The organism is Devosia sp. A369 (assembly GCF_054489345.1).
The window spans coordinates 171,894-195,818 of the sequence record NZ_JBTMWV010000006.1; the positions used below are offsets into that span (position 1 = coordinate 171,894).

The following is a 23,925-nucleotide window of genomic DNA, read 5'->3' on the forward strand; positions in this document are numbered from 1 at the left end:
CGCGTCAAGCGGCGATAGGGTGGGCAAGCCCCGGCCCGGAGGCCGGCGACTACATGGTGAAGCAGTCGCCGCCGGCGGCTTTGACGTTGGTGCAGATCGTGTTGGCGTCCTGCAGGGAATTGGCGGGCACGCGGACACGGTAATAGATCCCCTTGGCGCCGAGATCGACGCGCTGGACTTCCATATTGGCGCCGCCGAAGAGCGGACCGAAGCGGTTGACCATGGCCTGGGCGCTGGCGCGGGCCTCGGCTTCGCTGCGCTGGGAGGCCAGCTGGACATAGGCCGGTGCATCATTGGGCAAGGCGTTGACTTCGACAGCCTGCGGAATGGCCGCAGCGGGTGGAGCCGACAGCTGCGACGCCGCGGGCGGCGGCGGCAGGGTGTTGCCGGTGGACACCGGACTATCGACCACGGCGTTGATCGGCGAGGTCGGCGCGGCGGCCTGCGCCACCAGCCCGGACGGGCGCAGACGCGGCACGGGTGCAGTCTTGCCCGCGACCGGATTGCCGGCCAGATCGACGGCCGGAACGGTGGAGCCGGGCGTCACCGGAACCACTGTGGCGGCTGGTGCTGGTGCTGGCGTCGGCGCGGGTGTCGCAGCCGGGGCTGGAGCAGGCGTGGCCAGCAGCTCAGGGCTGACGGGTTCGGCGCCGGGCACTTCGGGAACGTTGGGGCGCGCCACCGGCAAAATCGTGCTGCCGGCCACGCTATCGTCGCCACTGACAATGGTGCCATCGGGGCGCACGGTAACGGTGCGCACCTTGCGATTGGCGAGGCCTTCTTCGCTGACATCAGCCGTGGGCGGAGTCTGGGTGACCTCGTTGACGTCGGCCTGATCGCGGGAGACGAGTTGTTCTTCGGCCCCAGGGACCACGCCATTGATCTCGTTGAACACGATCGATTGCGACGCTTCAGCCTCGGCCGGAGCAGCCGGGGTTTCCTTGGACGGAGTGGCATCGGCAGTGAGCAGCGGCGCAGGACCGGCATCGCGGCCAAGGCCGAGCACCCAATAGAGCCCGAATCCAGCGGCCAAAAGCAGCGTTACCGCAACCAGCGGGCCAGCGGCAGCCCGGCTGATACCCAGGGCGCGCGGCGCGCGCTGACGCCTGGCAGCGATGGGCGCAGGCTCGTCGACTTCGGGGGCGTCAACCCAACCGATTTCGGCACCGGTCGCCTGGGCGGCGGCCATGATGGCTTCATCGGCGCCAGACAGCGAGCGCGCAGCGCTGGCTGCGTTATTGGCTGGTGTGGCGGGAATTGTAGGGGTGGCCAGGCTGCGTAGCGCCGGGCTCGGCGCTGGCCGCTCTTCGGCAACCGGCGCGGCCGGTTTGTCGAACTCGACCCGCATGGCGCGGCCGATGAGATTTTCGATCTCGTCGATCGGATCGCGGCCCAGATCATCATCCGGCGACAGCGGTGCGGCCGGTGCCGACGCAACGCTGGGCTCGATCGGAGCGGCGGCGCGAACCGGCGCCACGGGGGCGGGTTCGGCGACGACGGGGGTGACCGGCGGCGCCACTGGCGCGGTCCTTGTGGCGAGCCCAAATACCGGGGCCACCTTGAAGCGGTCCTGCTCGGGTGCCGCTTCAGCTTTCGGGGCAGCCTGCGGCTGAACCGGATGCGGGATTGGAGCAGGCGATGCCCCCTGCCCGCCAAAATCGGTACTGCTGGCCCGGCTCATGGCGGGTTGCGGTACAGGGGCCGGTTCGGCAGGCTTGACGGGTGCCGGTGCGGCAGGATGCGGATCAGCCGACAGCTCGGCCGCGATAAGATCGGCAATGCTGTCGTGGTCCTGCGCTTCGGGCGGCGCTACAGGCGCAGCTGCCGGTGCAGGCGGCGTCGGCCTCGGCGTCGGTGCGACAACCGGCTTGGAGCCACCAAGGTCAAAGTCGAAATGGAAAGGCTCTGGCGTCTCGACCACGGGATCGGGCCGGACACTTGTTTCGGCAACGCGCGGCGCAGGCGGCTCCGCGGCAGGCGGCGTCACTGCCGGGCGTTCAAAATCAAAACGCGGCGGCGGAGTCGGCTTGGGTGCATCGTCGCCGCCGGGAATACGGACCGAAAACGACGGCGCTGCCGCTGGGCGTTCGCCGGGGCGGGCATCCTCTGCCATGAGTTTGGCCAGCTCGGCGATCAGATCGTCGGCGGCGTCGGGTTGTCCGGCCATCGGCTGCGTTTTCGCTGTCATCAAGCAGCGCCCTCTAGATTGCGACTACGGCGCCCAAACAGGGGCATTGTGCCGGGAGTCATCATAGTAATACGCCCGAATTATGAAAGCTCCTCAGGCGCCGAGACGCCCAGAATAGCAAGTGCGTTCACGATTACCTGGCGCACAGCGTCGACTAGCGCGAGTCGAGCCAAAGTCAGCTTTGGGTCGTCAACGTTAACAAACCGTAACTGCGGGTCATCCTTACCCTTGGCCCAGAAGCCGTGGAGAGCCGCCGCCAGCTCATGAACATAGAAGGCAATGCGGTGCGGTTCATGGGCAATTGCGGCCGCAGTGACGGTGCGCGGCCAGGCGGCCAGCACGCGTACCAGGTCAAGTTCGGCCGGGGTAACGAGGCGATCGATTTCGGCAGCAGCCAATGCTGCCGGGGAGAAATCGAGCGCCGGCAGATCACGCGCGGCAGTCTTGAAGATGGAATAGGCCCGGGCATGGGCATACTGAACGTAGAATACCGGATTGTCCTTGGTCTGCTCCTTGACCACAGCAAAATCGAAATCCATCGCCGCGTCATTACGCCGATACATCAGCATGAAACGGGTGGCGTCGGCGCCGACTTCCTCGACCACGTCGGCCAGGGTCACCAGATCGCCGGAGCGCTTGCTCATCTTGAACGGCTCGCCGTTCTTGAGCAGGCGGACCAGCTGACAGATGCGCACATCCATATCGGCGGCATTAAGCGAGACGGCCTTGGTGGCCGCCTGCAGGCGCTTCACATAGCCCGAGTGATCGGCGCCGAGCACGTTGATCATGTGCTTGAAGCCGCGCAAGAACTTGTTGCGGTGATAGGCGATGTCAGCCGCGAAATAAGTGTAGGAGCCGTCCGACTTGATCAGCGCCCGATCGGTATCGTCGCCATAGTCCGAGGCGCGGAACAGCGTCTGCTCGCGATCTTCCCACTCTTCGGGCGTCTTGCCCTTTGGGGCTTCGAGGCGGCCTTCATAGACCATGCCCTGCTCGCGCAGCCAGGCCAGCGTGAGCTCGATATCGCCCCCCTGCCCGTGCAGCTGACGCTCCGAGAAGAACACGTCATGGTGGATGCCCAGGCGCGCCAGATCGGCCTTGATCAGCTCGAGCATGGCGACCAGCACCCGCTCCTTGACGAGGGCCAATGCCTCGCCGGCCGGCTTCGTCAGCAGCGTATCGCCGAATTCGTCCTTGAGCGCCTGCCCAACCGGGATCAGGTAATCGCCGGGATAGAAGCCGGGCGGGATTTCGATGGTTTCGCCCAGCGCCTGACGGTAGCGCAGCAGGGTGGAATTGGCGAGCGTGTCGATCTGGCTGCCGGCGTCATTGATGTAGTATTCGCGGGTCACCTCAAAGCCGGAATAGGCCATGAGGGAGGCGAGCGTGTCGCCAAAGACGGCGCCGCGCGTATGGCCGACATGCATCGGGCCGGTGGGATTGGCCGAGACATATTCGATATTGACCGGCTCGCCCTGCCCGAGCGTCGAGCGACCATAATCAGCGCCGAGCTGGCCGACAGAGCGCAGCACCTGGTGCCAGATCGGGTTGGCCAGACGGAAATTGATAAAGCCGGGGCCGGCGATTTCGACGGAGATCACGTCGGCATCGTGACGGAAATGTTCGATCAGGGTGGTGGCGATTTCGCGGGGATTTTTGCCCAGCGGCTTGGCCACGACCATGGCGGCGTTGGTGGACAGGTCACCATGGGCGGAATCGCGCGGGGGCTCGACCACGATGCGGGCCAGCAGGTCGGCGCCGACTTCGGGGTAGAGAACCTGCATCGCATTGGCGACGCGCGCGGAAAATAGAGCAAAAACGTCCATGACATACCTGAAGGCTAGGGTGGGCCGGGGTTAACGGAATTCCGGGCGAGCGTCAAACAGGCGCGCATATTCATCGAGGGCATAAGGGTCGGTCATGCCAGCAATAAAATCGGCCACGATGCGGGCGCGGGCGGCGCCAGTGACCGCCTGGCCGGCGTCGCCCCAGCGGCCCTGCATGTCGGCCTGCTCCATGTAGCGGGCGAAGAGGCGTTCGATCACCGCCTCGCTTTCGCGTACCGGGACCATGACGGCTTCGTGGCGATAGACGCGCTCGAAAAGGAAGGATTTAAGGCCGCGTTCGGCCGCCGCAGTATCGGAGGAGAAGGTGACGAGGGTTTTGCCGGCCGTGCGCACTTCTTCGGCCGAGGTGACACCGGCGGCGGCGATATTGGCTGTTGTGGTGGCGATCACGTCTTCGATGGCGCTGGTGATCAGGCGGCGCTGGACCTCGTGAGCCTGCCGGTTGGGCTCAATATCGGGATAGCGAGTCAGCACCTCGCGCACGATGGGACCGGCCAAAGCTACATCAGCCAGATCCGGCAGCACGATGAGGCCGGCGCGCAGGGCATCGTCGATATCGTGGGCGTTATAGGCCACATCGTCGGCAATGGCGGCAATCTGGGCTTCGAGCGAGGCGTGGCTGGCGAGGCGCAGATCGGCGATAGCAGGAATGTCGTCGAGGCCGCTGGGCAGGCCCTCGGCGGCGTAGCGGCCACAGGGCGTGCCGTCGACATGGATCAGCGGGCCGTTGTGCTTGAGAATGCCCTCCAGCGTCTCCCAGGTGAGATTGAGCCCGTCATGCTCGGCATAGCGGTTCTCCAGCCGGGTGACGACGCGCATGGCCTGGATATTGTGATCAAAGCCACCATAGGGCGCCATGGCGCGGTGCAGCGCGCGCTCGCCGGCATGGCCGAACGGCGTGTGGCCCAGATCATGCGACAGCGCGATGGCCTCGGCCAGATCCTCATCCAGGCGCAGGGCGCGGGCCATGGAGCGGGCCATCTGGCTGACTTCGAGCGTATGGGTCAGTCGATTGCGGAAATGGCGGCCCTCGTGATGCAGGAACACCTGGGTCTTGTGCTGCAGCCGCCGGAAGGCGGTGGAATGGATGATGCGGTCGCGGTCGCGCTGATATTCGGAGCGGGTTGGGCTCGGGCCGGCGCCGTAGAGACGGCCGAGCGACAGTGCAGGTTTACTGGCGTAGGGGGCGGTATCGCTCATCGGTGCTGACAAGGCCCTTTTCATTTTCGGCAAGAGTTACTATTTTAGCCTGACCGTTATGACATTACGGCTAGGACCTGAGAATGACCGCCACCGCCCTTGCCTCCCCCCAAGTCGTTTTGACCGACCGCGCCGCCAAGCGCGTTTCGCGCATTCTTGCGAAAGAGCCCGAAGGGACGGTGCTGCGCATCTCGGTGGCGGGGGGCGGCTGCTCCGGGTTTCAGTATGAATACAACCTCGTACAGGAAAAGCCGGCGGGCGACGACATCGTTTTGAGCAAGGGCGACGCCGTGGTGCTGATCGATTCGATGAGCCTGGAGTTCATGGGCGGGGCGGAAATCGACTATGTCGATGATCTGATCGGCCAGTCCTTCCAGATCAAGAACCCCAATGTGGTGGCCTCTTGCGGCTGCGGCACCAGCTTCGCCGTCTAGCCTCTTGCTGGTTCGACCGAGACTTCGCATAAGTTTCCGCGAGGGAGTTTTGCCATGTCTCAGTCGGTCGACAGCGTTATCGATGCCGCTTTAGCCAACAAGAAAATCGTCGGCATGGAAGTGCTGGCAACCCAGCACGGCAAGGTGATCTATCACCGGGCGGCGGGGCATTTTGACCGCGAAGCCGGCATCCCTATGCCCAAGAACGCTATCTATCGACTGGCGTCGCTGACCAAGCCCATTGTGGCGATGACGGCGCTGGCGATGATCGAGCGGAGCCTGCTGCAGCTTGACGATGCGGTATCGAGCCACCTGCCCTATTTCACCCCACGCTCGCCCGACGGCAGCTTCGGCGATATCCGCGTCCGTCACTTGCTGACCCATACGGCCGGGCTCGGCTATGGCTATCGGGGCGACCCGGAGCTCACCACCGGCCTGCAGGATACCGATCTTGACCACGAAGCCAATTTCACCCGCCTGGCCCGCCAGCCGTTGCTGTTCGCCCCCGGTACGGCGTGGAATTATTCCACAGCCACCGATGTGCTGGGCGCGGTGCTGGCCAAGGTGCATGGCACGACACTGGCCGATGCGGTGCGCCACTATGTGACCGGCCCGCTGGGCATGAGTGACAGTAATTTTTCGGTAGGCGACGTCGAGCGGCTGGCCGTGCCCTATGGCGACGACGCGCCGGAGCCGGCGCGCATGACGGCGCGACACTCGATTCGCGATGCAAATGGCGACGAGAAGATTTTCGCGCCGAACCGCATCTTCAATCCCAAGGCGTTCCAATCGGGCGGCGCGGGCATGGCCAGTACGGCCAGTGATTTTCTGCTGCTGCTGGAGGGATTGCGCAGCGGTGGGCAGGGAATCATCGGCAGCGAACTGCTGACGGCGGCGATGAGTAACCAGATCGGCGAGCTGCCCCGCGATGCCGGGCGACGTTTTGGCTATCTGGGAGCCATTGTGGCCGATCCTGTGGCGGCGGAAACACCGGAAGCGGTGGGAAGCGTCAATTGGGGCGGGGTCTATGGCCATTCCTGGCTGGTTGATCCGGCCAACGGGTTTATAATGATCTCCATGAGCAATACGGCGCTCGAAGGCTGCACCGGGCGCTATCCCCGCGACGTTCGCGATGCGCTCTATGCCGATTTTGTTCGCCGCCCCTAGTTCGGAGTTCTCCCATGCGCATCGCCACCTGGAATATCAACGGCATCAAGGCCCGGTTGGAAGTGCTGCTGCGCTGGCTGGAAGAAGAAAAGCCCGACATCGTGGTGCTGCAGGAGATCAAATCGATCGACGAAGCGTTCCCGCGGGCCGAGATCGAGGCGCTGGGCTATAATCTGGAAACGCATGGCCAGAAGAGCTGGAATGGCGTCGCCATCCTGTCGCTGCTGCCGTTTGACGAAGTGACGCGCGGCTTGCCGGGCGACGATGCAGACGAGCAGGCGCGGCTGATCGAGGGCGTGTTCTCGGTGGAGAGCGGCGTGGTGCGGGTTTGCGGGATTTACCTGCCCAATGGTAACCCGGTGGATACCGAAAAATTCCCCTATAAGCTGGGCTGGATGCGGCGGCTGGAGGCCTTTGTCGCCGAACGGCTGGCGCTGGAAGAACCCTTTGTGTTGCTGGGCGACTTCAACCTCATTCCCGAGCCAATTGATGCGCATGATCCCAAGGCGTGGTGGGGCGACGCCCTGTTCCGACCGGAGAGTCTGGAACGCTGGCGTACCCTGAGCCATCTGGGGCTGACCGATGCGTTGCGGGCGACCACGGCCGAACCGTCCTATACATTCTGGGACTTCCAGGCGGGCGCCTGGCGGCGCAATGCCGGCATCCGTATCGACCATCTGATGCTGTCGCCACAGGCGGCCGACCGGCTGCAGGATGTGACGGTGCATAAGGATGTGCGCGGCTGGGACAAGCCGAGCGACCACGTGCCGGTGGAAGGGCAGTTCGCGTTTTAGTTTCCCGCGGCTGATCGGCGGGAAGCTTAGAAGCCGGCGAATTGCGGGGCGATGCTGTCGGCGAGGGCGAGGGCTTCGGTGTTCTGCTCGGGGGTGGCGTGGGAGACGGCGCGGTTGAACATCTCGTCGATCCAGGCCGCATCACCGGTGCCGGCACAGCGCTGCTGGGCGATGGCCAGCCACATCAGGCCTTCCACCGGCTGGGCTTCAATGCCGTCAACGCCGTTGAACAGCATATCGCCGAGATGGGCCTGGGCCGGGCAATGGCCCTTACGGGCGGCCAGCGAGAACCAGCGGGCGCTTTGCAGTGGGTTGATGCCCATTTCGTCGGCGCGGGTGTAGAGCAGGCCAACGCGATACTGGGCATCGGCATCGCCGAAATAGGTGGCGGCATGCAGCAGCAGAGCGTGCGAGCGTTCGGCATCGACGGGGATGCCGGCGCCGGGCAGGCCCTGACGGTAATAATCGCCAACCTTGACGAAGGATTGCGCCACAATATCGGCCTCGACGCCCTTGGGCGCGGCATCGGCATGCTGGTTGGCAATCTGGGCGAAATAGCCAAAGGCCTTGACCGGGTCACGGTCGACGCCTTCGCCATTCTCATACATCGTGCCCAGCTGCCACATGGCCATCGGCTGACCGGCGTCGGCGGCATTTTCGAGCGCCGCCAGCAGATCATCACCCGAAATACCGCCCCCTGCCCCGTCCAACATGTTGGCCATGTTGAGCGCAGCATCAGCAGCGGTCTGGGCGTGCACGGGCAGGATCGACGCCGCAATGGCGAGAAACGCTGCCGTGGTCACGGAAATCAGGGAGTGGTCCCTAACGGTCCGCATCATACTCCTTTTGCTCGCCGGGCGATTGGCGAGCCATGTTCCCGAAGCCGGTGTTTCGGCTCCACTGCGCGCGCCAGCCAAAACGGCGACGCTGCCAAATCTTGTGCCCAATCTAGCCCCTGCATCGGGCAGGGAAAGCGAGTGTTAACAATTTGGTAAACTCCGTTTGTGACCGCATTCGGCCGAGCGCGTGGCGCTCGGAAGGTATTGCCTTGGCAGGCGCTACCGGTCTCATCGTCGTTTCACCGTCAAACCGGCGCAAAACCGAGCCCTTGCCTGCCACAAAGCAGAATCGGGCTGGATCGTCGCGGCCGGGTTGCGGCCTCAAAGGGAGAAAAACGCGCAAGAACACGGATTCCTCCGCATCGCTTGCAGTCATCCGCCCCCAGATGCCTACACCGTCTCGTGTATGGGGAGATTGTGGCGACAAACATCGCCAAATGGTTGCCGCAGGGGGCAGTGAAATCGATTCATACGGGCTGTTGCGGAATCGTCACATATGGGTGGTGGGAGGAGAGGCCCCTGCTATCGGGGCTCTCCGTCACCCCCTCGTAGCCTCCCCCATCAAGGGGGAGGTATCGTTTGGTGGGCCGGGCTAGATGGTGCCCGTCAGCTCAGGCGCTTGAGGGCTTCGGTGATGTGGTGGCGGCGTTCGATGGCGGCGTCGCGGCGGGCTTTTTGCTCTTCGATGACTTCCTCGGGCGCCTTGGCGACGAACTGCTCGTTGCCGAGCTTCTTGTCGATCTGGGCGATCTCGGCGTCGAGCTTGCCGACTTCCTTTTCGAGGCGGGCCTTTTCGACGGCGATGTCGATGACGCCGGCCAGCGGCAGGGCCCAGGTGGCTTCGCCGACGACGAACTGGGCGGATTCGCCCGGAACGGTCGATTGTGGCGAGATTTCCTCAAGGCGAGCCAGCCGGGTGATCAGCGAGGTGCCGGCGACGAGACGGCGCAGGGTTTCGTCCCCTGCCCCGACCACGACCATTTGCAGCTTGGCGCTGGCGGGCACGTTCATTTCGCTGCGGACCGAGCGGACATTGGTGATGACGTCGATCAGCCATGTCAGTTCGGCATCGGCGGCCGGGTCTTCGAGGCCGGCCAGATCGGGCCATTGGCTCAGAATCAGCATCGCTTCACGAGCCGGCCCGAATTTGCCGGTTTCCGCCCACAGCTCTTCGGTGACGAAGGGCATGAAGGGATGCAGGATGGCCAGGATCTGATCCAGCGCCCAGGCAGCGGTGGCGCGGGTTTCGGCCTTGGCGGCTTCGTTTTCGCCCATGAAGACGGGCTTGGCGAATTCGACATACCAGTCGCAGAAGGTGCCCCAGACGAAGTCATAGGCGGCGTTGGAGGCTTCGTTGAACTTGTAGTCGACAATGCCCTGGGTGACGGCGGCAGCGGCGCGGGCGGTGGCGCCAACGATCCAGCGGTTGAGCGGGAGCGTATTGGCCTTGGGATCGTAGCCGTCGACGCGGCGGCACTCGTTCATTTCGAGGAAGCGTGCGGCGTTCCAGATCTTGGTGACGAAGTTGCGATAGCCCTCGACGCGCTGCAGCGACAGCTTGAGGTCGCGGCCCTGTGCAGCCATGGCGGCCAGGGTGAAGCGGGTGGCGTCGGCGCCGTACTGGCCGATGAGCTCCAGCGGGTCGATGACGTTGCCCTTGGTCTTGCTCATCTTCTGGCCCTTTTCGTCGCGGACCAGCGCATGCATGTAAACCGTGTGGAACGGCTCTTCATCCAAAAACTCAAGACCCATCATCATCATTCTGGCAACCCAGAAGAAAATGATGTCGAAGCCGGTGACCAACACGTCAGTCGGGTAGTAGCGGCGCAGCTCGGCGGTCTCGTCAGGCCAGCCCAGAGTGGAGAAGGGCCAGAGTGCCGAGGAGAACCAGGTGTCTAGCACGTCTTCGTCGCGGGTGATGGTCGTCGGCGCGCCGTAATGCGCGTCGGCCTGAGCCTGGGCTTCGGCTTCGCTGGCGGCGACAAAGGCGTGGTTATCCGGGCCGTACCAGGCTGGAATTTGATGGCCCCACCACAGCTGGCGCGAAATGCACCACGGCTTGATGTTTTCCAGCCAGGCGAAATAGGTGTTTTCGTATTGCTGGGGCACGAATTTGGTGCGGCCTTCGCGGACGGCAGCCATGGCGGGCTGGGCCAGCACGTCGGCCTTGACCCACCATTGGTCGGTCAGGAAGGGCTCGATGACAACGAGTTTGGACTTCTCGTCATGCGGCACCATGATTTTCTTGTCCTCGATGTGATCGAGGCCACGGGTCGGGTTTTCTTCAGCCAGCGCGGTCAGGTCGGCGACGATGGCCTTGCGGGCGGCAAAGCGATCCATGCCGCGATAGGCGGCGGGGATGAACTCGTCGGCGATGATCTCGCCGCGCGTGGTGAAGACGTTGATCTGCTCGAGATTGTTGCGAACGCCGACTTCGAAGTCGTTGAAATCATGGGCCGGGGTTATCTTGACCGCGCCGGTGCCGAGCGCCGGATCGGCATAGTCGTCGGCAACGATGGGAATGCGGCGACCGACCAGCGGCAGGTCGACAAACTTGCCGACCAGCGACGCGTAACGCTCGTCTTCGGGATGCACGGCAATGCCACTATCGCCGAGCATGGTTTCCGGGCGCGTGGTGGCGACGATGATGTAGTCGCGGGTTTCCCACTCGGTGGGCTGGCCCTCTTCGTCATGCGCGATCGGGAACTGGTAAGTGACGCCATCGGCCAGGGGATAGCGCAGGTGCCACATGTGGCCCTTGATCTCGATGTTTTCGACTTCGAGATCGGAGATGGCGGTTTCGAGACCCGGGTGCCAATTGACCAGGCGCTTGGCGCGATAGATCAGGCCGCGCTGGTGCAGTTCGACAAACACCTTGGTGACGGCACGGACCATCTGATCGTCCGGCGCGCCGTTTTCGCCCATGGTGAAGCGTTCGCGGGAAAAGTCCGCCGAGGCGCCCAGGCGCTGCAACTGATTGAAAATAGTGCCGCCGCTTTCGCCCTTCCATTCCCAGACGCGCTCAAGGAATTTCTCGCGGCCCATCTCGCGGCGGCCGGGAAGCTGGCGCTCCATCAACTGGCGCTCGACGATCATCTGGGTGGCGATGCCGGCATGATCCATGCCCGGCTGCCACAGCACGTCCTTTTTCAGCATCCGGTTAAAGCGCACCAGAATGTCCTGAATGGTGTTGTTCAGGGCGTGGCCGATATGCAGCGAGCCGGTGACGTTGGGCGGCGGGATGACAATGGTGAAAGTCTCGGCGCCGGGCGCGGCTCCGGCCCCGGCGGCAAAGGCATTCGCCTTGAGCCAATCGGCATAGATACGGGTCTCGACGGCGCCGGGCTCATAGGACTTTTCAAGCATGGATCACTCGCAACAGCAGCGACAAGCCAAGGGAGCCTTCTCAAGTGAGAAGGGATTGGCGGGCCGAACAAATAGGTTGGCTGACTTCAATCAAATGCGCGGGGTGCGGTCAACAGGAACACACGCATGGCTATGCCCCGCCCGGCAACAGCCGGTCGGCTTGGAAACAGGCGGAGCCCCGAGGCGGCGACCGCCTCGATGTAATGTAAAATAGTGAGACGGCAATCGCCTCGGGGCGTCGGGTTTTTCTCGGAAGGCAGACCGCAAGCCCCAGCATGGACCCGTAGCCCCATGCCAGAAAGCCCCATCCGCGCAGCCCAGGGCGGAGCGCGACCTCCCCCCTCCCGACCGTCAATCCGGACACCGGTCGCTGCAGCGCCGCCTGTATCCCGGAAGATGAGGGGGAGTATGCGGGAGGAATTGGGGGCGGGGATAAGATGGATAAGTGGGGGCAGGAAGATGGATCACCGGGACAGGCCCGGTGATGACGGTGGTGGGTGCGTTCGCAAGTTTAACCCGGATCGTCACCCTCGGGCTTGACCCGAGGGGGTTGCAATTGCTGCGGTACGGGAAGTGTAGAGCCCTCGGGTCAAGCCCGAGGGTGACGTGCGGAGGCAATTGTGGTCACTGCAGCTGCAGTCGACACCCTCCCCCTTGCGGGGAGGGATCAAGGGTGGGGGTGGTTTGGTCGGGATACCGGGGCTCTCGTACCCCCTCCCGGCTCGATGACGGACTTAGCGAAGAGCTAAGTCCTATCTCGCTCTCCCTCCCCGCAAGGGGGAGGGTGAACCCGGTGGGTGGACGGCTAGAGTTCGCCGCGGGAGATACGCGAAATTTCTTTTTCGACCATGCGCTCAACGACGGAGGGCAGGTTTTCGTCCAGCCATTCCTTGAGCATGGGGCGCAGCATGTCGCGCATCAGCGACTCGATGGTGGCGCCGGAATTGCCGAGGCCAAGGCCATGCAGCCGGGTGATCGAACTGCGAACCGCAGCCTGGGTGGCGGGCTCGAGCAATTGATCGGCCATGTCGCTGGACAGGGTCGGATCGGGGAGCGGCGCGGCCTGGGCGACGCTGGCCAGCGGGCGCGGCGGCGGCTCGGGGGCCACGAAAGCGGGAGCCGGCGGATCGAAAGCGGGAAGCTCTTCTTCTTCCTCGTCTTCGATGGAGGTCAGGTCGAAGGCAATATCATCGGGATCGACCAGCTGCGGCGCGGCAGCAACGGGCTCCTCGTCGACAGCGGTATCGGCCAGGATGGAGTCAAAGCTGAAACCACCGACATCGTCATCGCCCGCATCGACGATCTGCGCCGGCGACAGGGCCAGCGGCTCGATATCGTCAAGCATGTCGCTGAGGTCGCGGTCGATCGAATCGGCCATGGGGCGGGCGGGTGCGGCCTGCATCGGCGGTGGCGCCGCCTGGATGGAGGGTCGACGCGGCACCCCGGCGGCATCGTCATCAGCAATGATCTGCCGGATGGACGACAGGATTTCGTCCATAGAGGGTTCTTTGGGTGCCGGCTTGTTCATCAGTGCCTCTTACTCGTGCGCGCCCGTACCAGTCAGCGCCCTCCGCCGGAGGCGACTGAGCTGATTCGTCACCAACACCTTAAACCCGGTTGCCACAATTAGGAATCGCTGAGGCTGTCCACAAGCAGGTCTTCCACTAAAACTTGTGGCCGGGAATGACCCGGCCACCAATTCTGGATGTTGGAGCGTGACGACTTGCGCCGAGGCAGCTCTAATCGGCGACGGTGCGCAATTCCTGCCAGACGTCTTCGACGACCTGATTGTAATGCACGGCCGACTTGACCTCGACATTGAGCGCCAGATCGGTGGCGGTGAGGCGGCCCATGGCGGAGAGCAGCGAGAAGGTGGCGATCACCTTATTGGTGGAGGCGTTGATCAGCCCCTCGCGCGCCGTGGTCAGCTCGGCCTGGGCGTTGAGTACGTCCAGCGTGGTGCGGGTGCCCAGATCGCGTTCCTGAATCACGCCATCCAGCACGGTGCGGCCGGCCGAAACAGCGGCGTTGGCGGCGGAAATCTGTGCGTCGGCGCTCTGGATGCCGGCCCAGGCGGAAATCACCGCTTCGCGAATCTGGTCATAGGCCGACATGGCGTCGACCTCGGATTTGATCTGCTCGATATTAGCCTTGCGCACATTGGCGCCGATGGCGCCGCCGGCATAGATCGGCACGGTGATCTGGAAACCCAGCTTGCCGCCAACGCCCTGAGCGCCACCGACACTGCTGAAACCGGTGCCAATCGTGCCCGAAACGCTGGCCGAAGGACCGAAGCTGGCCTGGGCCGCATCGCTGCCGGCCTGCGCGGCGCGGATGGCGGCCTTGGACAGCAGGATTGCCGGATGGCCGACTTCGGCCTCGGACATGGCCGCCTGCAGCGAATTGGGAATGAGACGGCCGTAATTATGCGCCGGCTCGAGGTTTTTCGGCGCCACGCCAACATAGCGCTGGAAGGTCGCCTGGCTCATTTCGAGGCTGCTCTGTGCGGCGCGATAGGTCGCGTCACCCTGGGCCAGCCGGGCTTCGGCCTGCGCCACATCGATCCGAGTACCCTCGCCTACTTCGAGACGATCGCGGGCGGACTGGAGCTGGGCCTGGAAGAAATTGGTGTTTTCCTGGCGCAGGGCAACCAGCTGGCGATCGCGCAGCACCGACATATAGGCCTGGACGACGGCGAGCAGCACGTTCTGCTCGGTATTGCGGATCTGGTATTCAGCCGCCTCGGCGCCGGCGCGGGCGGCCTCGATCTGGGCGTCGGTTTTGTAATTGTCGAAAATAGTCTGGTTGTAGGAGAGGCCCGCGGTCACCGACTGGGAGGCGGCAAAGCTGCCGCCAGCGGTGGTCCAGTCATAGCTGCCGCCGAGCGAGGCGCCGATGGTCGGGCGTTTGCCGGCATTTGCCAGCGCCACATTTTCTGCCGAGGCCTTGGCACTGAGCAGCGCCGCCTGCAAATCGGGAGCATGATCATAGGCGATCGTCAGCGCCTGGGTGATCGACTGAGCCTGCGCAGCGCCGACCGAAGCGGCTGCCAACGCCAGGGCCAGACCGCTGACCACCAATTTTCCGCGTAGACCCATTGCCCGACTCCAATAACCCCAGAACTTTATGCGCGGCAGATAGGGTTCACAATCAGCCATAGCAATCATTACCGAACATTCGTGTACGATTAGTCCACCGTCGTGCTCCACAGGTCACACCGGCGGCGGTATTTTCTCAAAAAACGAAGACTTGATCCGCTGGCGCCGTAACCAGCGGCGGCAAAAACGCATTGAACTCGGCGCGGGCCGTGACCTTGCCGCCGGATTTGACGAACACATTGGCCACCGCGACGCCGCCCGACGCCACCATGGCGACCAGACGACCACCATCCTTGAGCGCATCGATATAGTCCTGAGGCACGCTCGCAAGTGCGCCCTGCACCATGATGACATCGAAGCGCGCCTTGCCGAATTGGCCGACGGCGCCGGTCACCACGCTGGCATTGCTCAGGCCGCTGGCTGCCAGATTGGCGGCGGCCTGGGCGGCCAAAGCGGCGTCGGCTTCAATGCCGATAACGCTGGAGGCCAGGCCGGCGATCACCGCGGTGGAATAGCCGGTGGTGGCGCCGATATCGAGTGCGGCGTCGGTTTCGGCGATGTCGGCAAGCTGCAGGAGTTTACCCAGCGTGGCCGGCGCAGCCATGAAGCGGCTGGCGCCCCGGGCGCCGAACCAGTGGATATCATCGACATAGGCGATGTCGCGGCGGCTGGCGGGGACGAAATTCTCGCGCGGCAGGGCTCGCATCTGCCCCAGGATACGCACATTGATGACGCCGCTGGTGTGCAGCTGGCTATCCACCATGTGGGCGCGTGCGCGCTCGAAATCGACCATCAAAACCGCCCTGCTCGCAAGTTCATATGCCGGCCGTGAATATCGTCCGCGCGCCGGGCTGACAAGCGGTGAGATGCAATCAGTGCAAAGTGTTGAACAGACTGGGGATAATTCGGCAGACCAGTGGATTGATCAAACTCTTGCCGAATTCGCGACACCTATGGGACAGGTCAGGAATGGCACCGGGTCCCCCCGGTCTTAACATTGTTCATATTGAGAGCATAATTCATGAAGTCGATATTGATTGCCGCCGGTCTGTCGCTGGCACTGTTGGGTGCAGCACAAGCGCAGGACGTGATTCGCCACACCACGCCTGGCTCCAATTTCCCCATCGCCCGGGCGGTAGAAGTGCCGGCCGGCATGACCACGGTCTATCTGAGCGGTGCGGTGCCGTCGGTGATCGACAGCGCCGCTGATCGTTCGACCACTGCCGCCTTTGGCGACATGGAAGCCCAGACCGTCAGCGTGCTGCAATCGATCGAAAAGTCGCTGGCTGACCTGGACCTCACCATGGGCGACGTCATCAAGATGCAGGCATTTCTGGTGGCGCCCGATGGAACGCCGGTGGATTTCCAGGGCTTCATGAAGGGCTACAGCCAGTTCTTCGGCACTGAAGCCCAGCCCAATCTGCCATCCCGCTCGGTGATGACCGTTGCGGGCCTGGTCAGCCCCGGCTGGCTGGTGGAAATCGAAGTGACCGCAGTTCGCCCCTAAGACCCATCACCATGGCCCGGCGCTTCCCAGAAGCCCGGGCCATGCGCTTTGGCGAGCCTGACGCTGAGGCGCTGCGGGCAAAATAGCAATGTGGGGAAATAATTGGAGGCCACGTCCGGAATTGAACCGGAGTACGCGGATTTGCAATCCGCTGCGTAACCACTCCGCCACGTGGCCTCACATGCGCAGTACCTATTGGACTGCATTGGCTTATGCAAGACCCCGGCGATTGGACGGTGAATTTTCTGAACAGGTCGCTGCGGATCGAGCAAATAGCGAAGGCCCCGGCGTTTCTGCCGGGGCCTTCGCTATTATTAGATCATCGAGCGGTTTTCAGCCTTGGCCTGCAGCCAGTCGGCGTGGAAGGCGCGGACGAGGTAGAACAGCACGAATGCGACGATCACGGGGAAAGCCAGCACATAGGCGGTGAGAAGAATGGGGGTCATGAGATTTCCTTTCAGGATTAACGGCTGGACGACGCGGCGAGAATTTCCGCCTCATCGAAATTGCCGGTGTTTTTCGCGATGGAAGAGAAGTCGAAATTCATGTCGCTGCGCCATGACATCAGGGTGCAGATGATGGCGCTGATGGCGTAGGCCAGCAGCGAAGCGGTCAGCACCGGATAGGCATGCAGCGCACCGATGCCGAACGGCGCCACAGCGATGATGGCGACCACGCCGACGATGCGGGCCACCTTGCCGCCGAAGAAGCCGAAGGCCATCAGCCCGGCAACCACGCCGACCCCGATCACCGCCAGTATGTCGGAGACAAAGGCGACGGGACCGACCAGTTCGATGAAGCCGAAGCGCACCGGGAAGAACACGGCGAGCGCAACCAGCACCGAGGTGGTGAAGGCCGGATTGGTGACCTTGTTCCAGTAGAAGCTGGCAATCACCGGGAACACCAGAGCGCCCCAGATCGCGCCAACCAGCACCAGCAGGTCCAGAATGTTGAACTTGTTGCTGGCAAAGAAGAGCGCGACGATCGTGGCGACGATCATGGTGATGCGCCCGATCAGCAGCATCAGCTTGGGATTGGCCGCATCCTTTTTCGCCAGGTTCCGCCCATAGATGTCGGCCATCATGATGGACGACAGTGCAGACAGGTCGGAGTCGGCAGTCGAGGCGAGCGAGCCGATGATCATGATGAAGAAGATGCAGAGGAAACCGATATTCAGATAGCTCGAGGCGAGCTGCGGAATAAGGTTGTTGGCATCACCATCCAGCGGCTCGACGCCGAGATAGAGCGCGAGCACGCCCAGAATGCCGACCCCGATCACCGTGGCGCCATAGCCGATAGTGGCGGTGACGAAGGTGCGCTTGATCATGTCCTCGCGCACGGCGAACAGCCGCTGGGCGATGGTCTGGTTACCGATGGCATAGGCCAGCACGGCGGCGATATAGGGCGCGCCCTGGTTCATGAAGGCATCGGAAGAGAAGAACGAGCTTTGCTGAGCCGTCAGATTGACTGCGCCGACAACGAAGATCTCCGTCCCGCCGGCGGCAAAGAACACAGCCGGCACAATGATCACCACCGCGCCAAGCATGGCCACGACCTGAATGAAGTCAGTCAGGATGGATGCACGCAGACCGGACCACAGGGTGTAGAGCAGCACGCCGCTGCCAACCATGAGAATGCCGGCGGTGAAGGACAAGGGGGAGAGCATGGCGATCAGCGCGCCGCCCGCGATGAAATTGGAGGTCAGGCTCAACAGGCTCCCCAGAATATTGGAGCCGGCCAGGATCAACTGGCTGGATTGGCCATGCCGCGCATGCAGGATTTCGGCGAGAGTATGGGCTTTGGGGGCGAGGCTGCGGATGCGCTTGCCGAAGGGGTAGATGAACAGGATCATCAGAGCGCCCCAGAGGCCGTAATGGATGGGGCCGGAGACGCCGTAAGTGTAGCCAGAGGTGGCCGAGGCGTAGAGGGAGGAAGCCCAGATCCAGGTGGCGGTCATCGACGCGGCCGAGACGCCAAGTCCGACATTATTGCCGGCAGTCATGTAATTGTCGGCGTTTTCTTTCTTCTTGCCAATGGAGAGGGAGATAAAAAACGTGCCGCCGAAAAAGATCAGGAGCAGGAAAAGAGTTAGGGGTGTCCCTAATTGTTGGAGTTGCATTTAGCCTCTTGGTGGCGTTGCTGTTTAATCCGATGCGCAAACGGCAATAGCGTAGCCAGCAACAAAAAGTTGCGGCACATCGGGGCTCGGTTTGGGTGCCAACTGACTGCTGACAACGGGGACGGCAAAGCCATCCAAAAGGACGAACGAGAACAGGTCGCTCATCAGAGTTTGCTGCCACGCAGCCCGCTCTACATATAGGCAGTGACCACAAAAAGCTACCCTTCGCCCCAAAACAGCGCGATTCAGGCCCAGATTTGGCCCAAAAAGCGGCGCTGGCGGGCGGCGCGGGGTCACCGCGCAGCGATGCGGTTTATGGCTTCACCACTGCGGCAGGCTTGCTTAGGTTGCTCCCAAGGACATGGGGACGCAGCGGTGACAGAACAAGCGGCAATCGGCGCGGGACAGCGCAATTACTTCCAGCCCATCATGGCCGGAGCGCTGGCGGCCATTGTGGGTTATGCGAGCACCTTCACCCTGGTGCTGGCGGCGCTGACGGCCACCGGAGCCTCGCCGCAGCAGGCGGGTTCGGGGCTGATGAGCGTGTGTATCGCCATCGGCATTCTCAACATCGTGGTCAGCGCGCGGGTCAAACTGCCGGTGAGCTTTGCCTGGTCGACGCCGGGCGTGGCCTTCATCCTGACGGTGGGCGAACCAGTCGGGGGATTTCCGGCCGTGGCGGGCGCGTTCCTCGTGGCGGCGGTGCTGATCATACTGACCGGGCTGATCAAGCCGCTGGCCAGGCTGATTGCGGCGCTCCCTGCCCCGCTGGCCAATGCCATGCTGGCTGGCATGCTGCTGACATTGTGTCTGGCGCCGATCCAGGCGGTGGCGGAAATGCCGGCGCTGGCGCTGCCGATTCTGCTGGCATGGATGCTCGGGCTGCGCTTTGCCAAGCGCTATGCGGTGCCGATTGCCGTGGTGGTGACCGGCATTGTGCTGGCGAGCACGACGAATCTGCCGCCGGGGGCGCTGGATGGCAGCTGGCCCAGCCTGGTGCTGGTGATGCCGGTATTCACTATGGACGCGATTCTGCGCATCGGGCTGCCGCTCTATATCGTCACCATGGCGTCGCAGAATCTGCCGGGTTTGGCGGTGATGCAGGCCAATGGCTATTCGGTGCGGCCGGCGCCCTTGTTCGTGCTGACCGGCATCGCTAGCGCCATTACCGCGTTTTTTGGCGGCCATAGCAGCAATCTGGCGGCGATCACGGCGGCGATCTGCGCCGGGCCGGAGGCGCATCCCGACAAGAATCACCGCTGGCCGGCGCCGATCTCGGCCGGCGTGGTGTATCTGCTGCTGGCACCCGGCGCGGCGCTGGCGGCGGCTTTCATCGCCGCATCGCCACCCTTGCTGATTCAGGCCGTGGCGGGGCTGGCGCTGCTATCGAGCCTGGCGGCGGCGCTCTCGGGCGCGCTGGTGCAGGAAGAAACGCGGTTGCCGGCGATTCTGACCTTTGTCACCACGGCCTCGGAAATCACCATAATGGGAGTCGGCGCACCGTTCTGGGGGCTGGTGGCCGGTATCGGCATGTTGCTGCTGTTGCGGTTCGGACTCAAACCGGCGCTCGGGACCACCGGCAAGTGAGCCTGCCGCATGCCGTGATCATTGCCGGCGGCCAGGGCGCGCGGCTAGGCGGGGTGCGCAAAGCGGATCTGCGTATCGGCGGGAAACGGCTGCTGGAGCGGGTCACGGCGGCGCTGGGCGGCGTGGCCACACCGCTGATGATTTCGACCGGGCCTGATTCTGGGCGCGCGGTGGCGTCAGGCGATTCCCTTGCGGTGGATGATCTGCCGGGACCGGTGGGGGGACCGCTGGCCGGATTGGCCGCCGCTGTGGATAACTTGCAGCGGCGCGGCATTCATGCGGGGCTGCTGATTTCGGTGACGGTGGATACGCCATTCCTGCCGGGCGACTTTGTCGCGGCGATGGAGGCGGGTCTGGGCGATGCGCCGGCTGCCTACGCGGCCTGGGGCGCGGAGTTCTATCCGCCCAATGCCATCTGGCAGCTTGCGGCGCTGGCTGGCCTGCCACAGCAGGTATTGCGGGGCGAAGGCCCGAAAAGCCTCAAGGCGCTGCATGAAGCACTGGGCCCGCGGCGGGTGGATTGGGCGCCCCACTACACCGACAACCCATTCGCCAATCTCAACACGCTGGCCGATCTGCTCTCGCTGGAAAGATTGGCCCGCGATAAGCCGCTCTAACCACAACTAAAATGATTAGCCTGCAAATGGGGCTTGGCAAACCAAATCAAGTTCGCTAAACGGACCTCGCCTTCACCCAGAAGGCATCTGAAATGTGTGTTCCGCGATAGCTCAGTTGGTAGAGCGTTCGACTGTTAATCGAATGGTCGCTGGTTCGAGTCCAGCTCGCGGAGCCATTTCTTCCTACCCCCAATTCCACCTTGCCCCGCCATTGCCAGCGCCACTTCGGCGCGGTAGGGCTGCGTGTCATTCAGGCATTGGATTTTTCCCCCATGGACGCCGTTTCGAGCAAGACCGCACCCGCAGCGGTGCAGCGGACATCGCTCATCATCATTTTGGCGGTCAGCGCCTCCCACCTGCTCAACGACCTCATGCAGTTCCTGTTGCCGGCGCTCTATCCGCTGCTCAAGGACGCCTATGGGCTGGACTATCTGCAGATCGGGCTGATTACCCTCGCCCAGCAGATGACCGCCTCGCTGCTGCAGCCGCTGGTCGGCTATTACACCGACCGCAATCCCAAGCCGTTTGCGCTGGCCGTCTCCATGCTGTTCGCGCTGGCGGGCGTGGTGCTCATCGCCACGGCCAATAATTTCGGCCTGTTGATTCTCGCGGCCATGATCGGCGGCGTCGGTTCGGCCATTTTCCATCCCGAAGCATCGCGCGTGGCGCGGCTGGCATCGGGCGGGCGGCTGGGCTTTGCCCAATCGCTGTTCCAGGTCGGCGGCAATCTGGGCACCTCGCTCGGACCGCTGGCCGCAGCCTATTTCCTGCTGCCGCGCGGGCAATCCAGCACGATCTGGTTTGCGCTGGTGGCCATTACCGGACTGGTGATTCTGAGCGCGGTGGGCCGCTGGTATGCGGCGCATCAGCGGGCGAACATCGGCAAGCCAGTGGCCAAGGTCGCGCGGCAGGTGCTGTCGCCGCGCCGGCTGACGGTGGCGTTCCTGGTCATCGGGGCGCTGCTGCTGAGCAAATATGTCTATATTTCCTCGATCACCAGCTATTACAGCTTCTTCATCATCGAGAAATTCGGGCTGAGCGCCGAGGAGGCGCAGCTTTATCTGTTCCTGTTCCTCGGAGCGATTGCGGCGGGCACCTTTATCGGCGGCCCGGTCGGCGACCGGTTCGGCCGGCTCACCGTCATCTGGTATTCCATCCTGGGCGCCCTACCCTTCACCCTGCTGCTGCCCCATATGAACTTGACGGGCACGGCGATCGTCAGTGTCGCGGTCGGGCTGATCCTGTCCTCGGCGTTTTCGGCCATCGTGGTCTATGCGCAGGAACTGGTGCCGGGCAAGGTGGGCATGATCTCGGGTTTCGTGTTCGGCTTTGCCTTCGGCATCGGCGCCATCGGCGCAGCGGTGCTGGGGCTGCTGGCTGACCATATCGGCATCATCACCGTCTTCGGCATCTGCGCCTTCCTGCCGTTCCTCGGCATCCTCACCATCTTCCTGCCGCGCTCGGCAGAACTGCATCGAGACACCCCATGAGCAATGGTAGCCACACCGACGAAGCCAGCCAGATCACGCTGACCCGCACCATCGACGCCCATATCGACGACGTGTTCGCCGCCTGGACCGACCCGGCGCTGATCGAGCAATGGCAGGCCGACGAAGCCGAACTCGATGCCTTCGAGGGCGGCGAATACAAGTTCACCACCTTTGGCGATGACGAAGACCCCGAGGACCACACGGTCAGCGGAGAAATCCTGCAATTCGTCGAGAACGAGAAGCTGGTGATGTCGTGGGTCCACAAGGATGACGACGAGGACGGGGAAGAGCTGATCTTTGTGGTGGAAGTGAGCTTCAAGGCCATTGGCGACGAGCAGACCAGCGTCACGATCACCGAACGCGGGCTGGCCCATAGCGATCCGGAATCGCGCATCTTTTCCATCGAGGCGTGGAGCTCCGCATTGGAGCATCTGGCCGAGGTGATGGAATAGACCATTCCTGACACGGAATGATTTTCTGCTTCCCGGCGGTTGGCGCATTGCGGTTGCGCGCCAGCACGCCGGGGCGGAAAGCCGTGCCGACTGAGGTGGTTGTGGCTTGCGGCCCAAGGGAGCGCCCCCTAGCATCCGATCTTTGTAAGATTTTCCAGATCGATCCATGGCCAAGCATCAAGACCTTATTTCCGCCATCGGCAATACGCCGCTGATCCGCCTCAACCGGGTATCCGAACGCACCGGCTGCGATATCTGGGGCAAGGCGGAATTTCTCAATCCCGGCCAGTCGGTGAAGGATCGCGCCGCGCTGTTCATCATCCATGATGCGGTGAAATCGGGCGCGCTGAAGCCCGGCGGCACCATTGTCGAGGGTACGGCGGGCAATACCGGCATCGGGCTGACGCTGGTGGCCAATGCGCTGGGCTTCAAATCGGTGATCGTCATCCCCGAGACGCAGAGCCAGGAAAAGAAGGACGCGCTGCGCCTCTATGGCGCCGAGGTCATCGAGGTTCCGGCCAAGCCGTATAAAGACCCCAATAATTACATCAAGATTTCCGGCCGGCTGGCCGAGAAGCTCAATCGCGAGCTGCCGGGCGGCGCGATCTGGGCCAACCAGTTCGACAACACTGCCAATCGGCGGGCGCATGCCGAAACCACAGGCCCCGAAATCTGGCAGCAGACGGCGGGACGGATCGACGGCTTCATCTGCGCCGTCGGCTCGGGCGGGACGCTGGCCGGTGTGGCGCAGGCGCTGCGGGCTCGCAGCGAGGACGTCAAAATCGGCCTCGCCGACCCCGAAGGCGCGGGCCTGTATAATTATTATGCCCATGGCGAGTTGAAATCCTCGGGCAATTCGATCACCGAAGGCATCGGCCAGGGCCGCATCACGGCCAATCTGGAAGGGCTGACGATCGACAATCCCTACCAGATTTCCGATGCCGAGGCCCTGCCCTATATTTTCGACCTGCTCGAACATGAGGGCCTGTGCCTGGGCGGCTCCAGCGCCATCAATATCGCCGGCGCGGTGCGCATGGCCGAGGATTTGGGGCCGGGCAAGACCATCGTCACCGTGCTGTGCGACTATGGCAATCGCTATGCCAGCAAGCTGTTCAACCCGGTCTTCCTCCACGACAAGGGCCTGCCGGTGCCAAGCTGGCTGGAAGGGCGCACGCCGCTGGATATTTCCAGTGTGATCGCGGCGGACTGAGCCGCCACCA

General features: G+C 63.3%; 20 protein-coding genes and 2 tRNA genes. 10 read left to right on the top strand and 12 right to left on the bottom strand.

The genetic code is table 11. The features are described 5' to 3' along the window. Positions 1 to 49: 49 nt before the first annotated feature. From ACX3OZ_RS10420 to ACX3OZ_RS10430, 3 genes are all read right to left on the bottom strand, one after another. Positions 50 to 2,188, bottom strand: coding sequence for an SPOR domain-containing protein (locus ACX3OZ_RS10420; RefSeq protein ID WP_459104465.1), 2,139 nt, complete (start codon positions 2,186 to 2,188; stop codon positions 50 to 52). A gap of 80 nt (positions 2,189 to 2,268) precedes the next feature. Further along, complete coding sequence (argS, locus tag ACX3OZ_RS10425; protein ID WP_459097717.1) at positions 2,269 to 4,014, bottom strand: arginine--tRNA ligase; 1,746 nt, start codon at positions 4,012 to 4,014, stop codon at positions 2,269 to 2,271. 30 nt (positions 4,015 to 4,044) lie between these two features. Continuing rightward, positions 4,045 to 5,259 carry a deoxyguanosinetriphosphate triphosphohydrolase gene (locus ACX3OZ_RS10430; protein WP_459097740.1) on the bottom strand — a complete coding sequence of 405 codons (1,215 nt, stop codon included), beginning with the start codon at positions 5,257 to 5,259 and terminating at the stop codon, positions 4,045 to 4,047. A gap of 59 nt (positions 5,260 to 5,318) precedes the next feature. Between ACX3OZ_RS10430 and ACX3OZ_RS10435 the strand changes: the two genes are divergently transcribed. The 3 genes from ACX3OZ_RS10435 to xth are packed head-to-tail and all read left to right on the top strand — an operon-like array spanning position 5,319 to position 7,630. Beyond that, a complete protein-coding gene (locus tag ACX3OZ_RS10435; RefSeq protein ID WP_459097716.1) occupies positions 5,319 to 5,669 on the top strand; it encodes a HesB/IscA family protein in 351 nt (116 codons plus the stop codon). Between the two features lie 54 nt (positions 5,670 to 5,723). Then, positions 5,724 to 6,836, top strand: coding sequence for a serine hydrolase domain-containing protein (locus ACX3OZ_RS10440; RefSeq protein ID WP_459097715.1), 1,113 nt, complete (start codon positions 5,724 to 5,726; stop codon positions 6,834 to 6,836). 14 nt (positions 6,837 to 6,850) lie between these two features. Then, a complete protein-coding gene (gene xth / locus ACX3OZ_RS10445; protein ID WP_459097714.1) occupies positions 6,851 to 7,630 on the top strand; it encodes an exodeoxyribonuclease III in 780 nt (259 codons plus the stop codon). 26 nt (positions 7,631 to 7,656) lie between these two features. Here xth and ACX3OZ_RS10450 read toward each other — a convergent pair whose 3' ends face one another. From ACX3OZ_RS10450 to ACX3OZ_RS10470, 5 genes are all read right to left on the bottom strand, one after another. Beyond that, entirely contained in the window at positions 7,657 to 8,469 is an 813-nt protein-coding gene (locus tag ACX3OZ_RS10450; RefSeq protein ID WP_459097713.1) for a tetratricopeptide repeat protein, read from the bottom strand. A 606-nt stretch (positions 8,470 to 9,075) separates the two neighbouring features. Beyond that, positions 9,076 to 11,835, bottom strand: coding sequence for a valine--tRNA ligase (locus ACX3OZ_RS10455; protein WP_459097712.1), 2,760 nt, complete (start codon positions 11,833 to 11,835; stop codon positions 9,076 to 9,078). Between the two features lie 805 nt (positions 11,836 to 12,640). Then, positions 12,641 to 13,363 carry a PopZ family protein gene (locus tag ACX3OZ_RS10460; protein ID WP_459097711.1) on the bottom strand — a complete coding sequence of 241 codons (723 nt, stop codon included), beginning with the start codon at positions 13,361 to 13,363 and terminating at the stop codon, positions 12,641 to 12,643. 211 nt (positions 13,364 to 13,574) lie between these two features. Next, positions 13,575 to 14,933 (bottom strand): TolC family outer membrane protein, encoded by a 1,359-nt coding sequence (locus ACX3OZ_RS10465; protein WP_459097710.1) that lies wholly within the window; start codon positions 14,931 to 14,933, stop codon positions 13,575 to 13,577. Positions 14,934 to 15,069: 136 nt separating this feature from the next. Further along, on the bottom strand, positions 15,070 to 15,726 hold the full coding sequence (locus tag ACX3OZ_RS10470) for a protein-L-isoaspartate O-methyltransferase family protein (protein ID WP_459097709.1): 657 nt from the start codon (positions 15,724 to 15,726) through the stop codon (positions 15,070 to 15,072). Positions 15,727 to 15,954: 228 nt separating this feature from the next. Here ACX3OZ_RS10470 and ACX3OZ_RS10475 point away from each other — a divergent pair, with 228 nt between their 5' ends. Continuing rightward, complete coding sequence (locus tag ACX3OZ_RS10475; protein WP_459097708.1) at positions 15,955 to 16,440, top strand: RidA family protein; 486 nt, start codon at positions 15,955 to 15,957, stop codon at positions 16,438 to 16,440. A 103-nt stretch (positions 16,441 to 16,543) separates the two neighbouring features. On the opposite strand, the gene ACX3OZ_RS10480 is transcribed toward ACX3OZ_RS10475, so the two are convergent. From ACX3OZ_RS10480 to ACX3OZ_RS10495, 4 genes are all read right to left on the bottom strand, one after another. Beyond that, positions 16,544 to 16,617 (bottom strand) — tRNA-Cys (locus tag ACX3OZ_RS10480). 137 nt (positions 16,618 to 16,754) lie between these two features. Next, the gene (locus ACX3OZ_RS10485) at positions 16,755 to 16,886 is read right to left on the bottom strand and encodes a putative transporter small subunit (protein ID WP_459097707.1); all 132 of its coding nucleotides are present in this window, start codon (positions 16,884 to 16,886) and stop codon (positions 16,755 to 16,757) included. A 17-nt stretch (positions 16,887 to 16,903) separates the two neighbouring features. Continuing rightward, entirely contained in the window at positions 16,904 to 18,559 is a 1,656-nt protein-coding gene (locus tag ACX3OZ_RS10490) for a sodium:solute symporter family transporter (RefSeq protein ID WP_459104466.1), read from the bottom strand. 24 nt (positions 18,560 to 18,583) lie between these two features. Beyond that, positions 18,584 to 18,724, bottom strand: a complete 141-nt coding sequence (locus tag ACX3OZ_RS10495; RefSeq protein WP_459104467.1) for a hypothetical protein — start codon at positions 18,722 to 18,724, stop codon at positions 18,584 to 18,586. A 210-nt stretch (positions 18,725 to 18,934) separates the two neighbouring features. Here ACX3OZ_RS10495 and ACX3OZ_RS10500 point away from each other — a divergent pair, with 210 nt between their 5' ends. The 6 genes from ACX3OZ_RS10500 (at position 18,935) to ACX3OZ_RS10525 (ending at position 23,915) form a co-directional block, all read left to right on the top strand. Further along, positions 18,935 to 20,146, top strand: coding sequence for a benzoate/H(+) symporter BenE family transporter (locus ACX3OZ_RS10500; protein ID WP_459104468.1), 1,212 nt, complete (start codon positions 18,935 to 18,937; stop codon positions 20,144 to 20,146). Continuing rightward, positions 20,143 to 20,763 (top strand): molybdenum cofactor guanylyltransferase, encoded by a 621-nt coding sequence (mobA, locus tag ACX3OZ_RS10505; RefSeq protein ID WP_459104469.1) that lies wholly within the window; start codon positions 20,143 to 20,145, stop codon positions 20,761 to 20,763. The genes ACX3OZ_RS10500 and mobA overlap by 4 nt, the downstream gene beginning before the upstream one ends. Before the next feature lie 100 nt (positions 20,764 to 20,863). After that, positions 20,864 to 20,939, top strand: a tRNA-Asn gene (locus ACX3OZ_RS10510). Positions 20,940 to 21,035: 96 nt separating this feature from the next. Further along, positions 21,036 to 22,253, top strand: coding sequence for an MFS transporter (locus ACX3OZ_RS10515; protein WP_459104470.1), 1,218 nt, complete (start codon positions 21,036 to 21,038; stop codon positions 22,251 to 22,253). Beyond that, entirely contained in the window at positions 22,250 to 22,705 is a 456-nt protein-coding gene (locus ACX3OZ_RS10520) for an SRPBCC family protein (protein WP_459104471.1), read from the top strand. Before ACX3OZ_RS10515 ends, ACX3OZ_RS10520 begins: the two co-directional genes overlap by 4 nt. Before the next feature lie 166 nt (positions 22,706 to 22,871). Beyond that, positions 22,872 to 23,915, top strand: a complete 1,044-nt coding sequence (locus ACX3OZ_RS10525) for a cysteine synthase A (protein ID WP_459104472.1) — start codon at positions 22,872 to 22,874, stop codon at positions 23,913 to 23,915. Positions 23,916 to 23,925 lie beyond the last annotated feature (10 nt).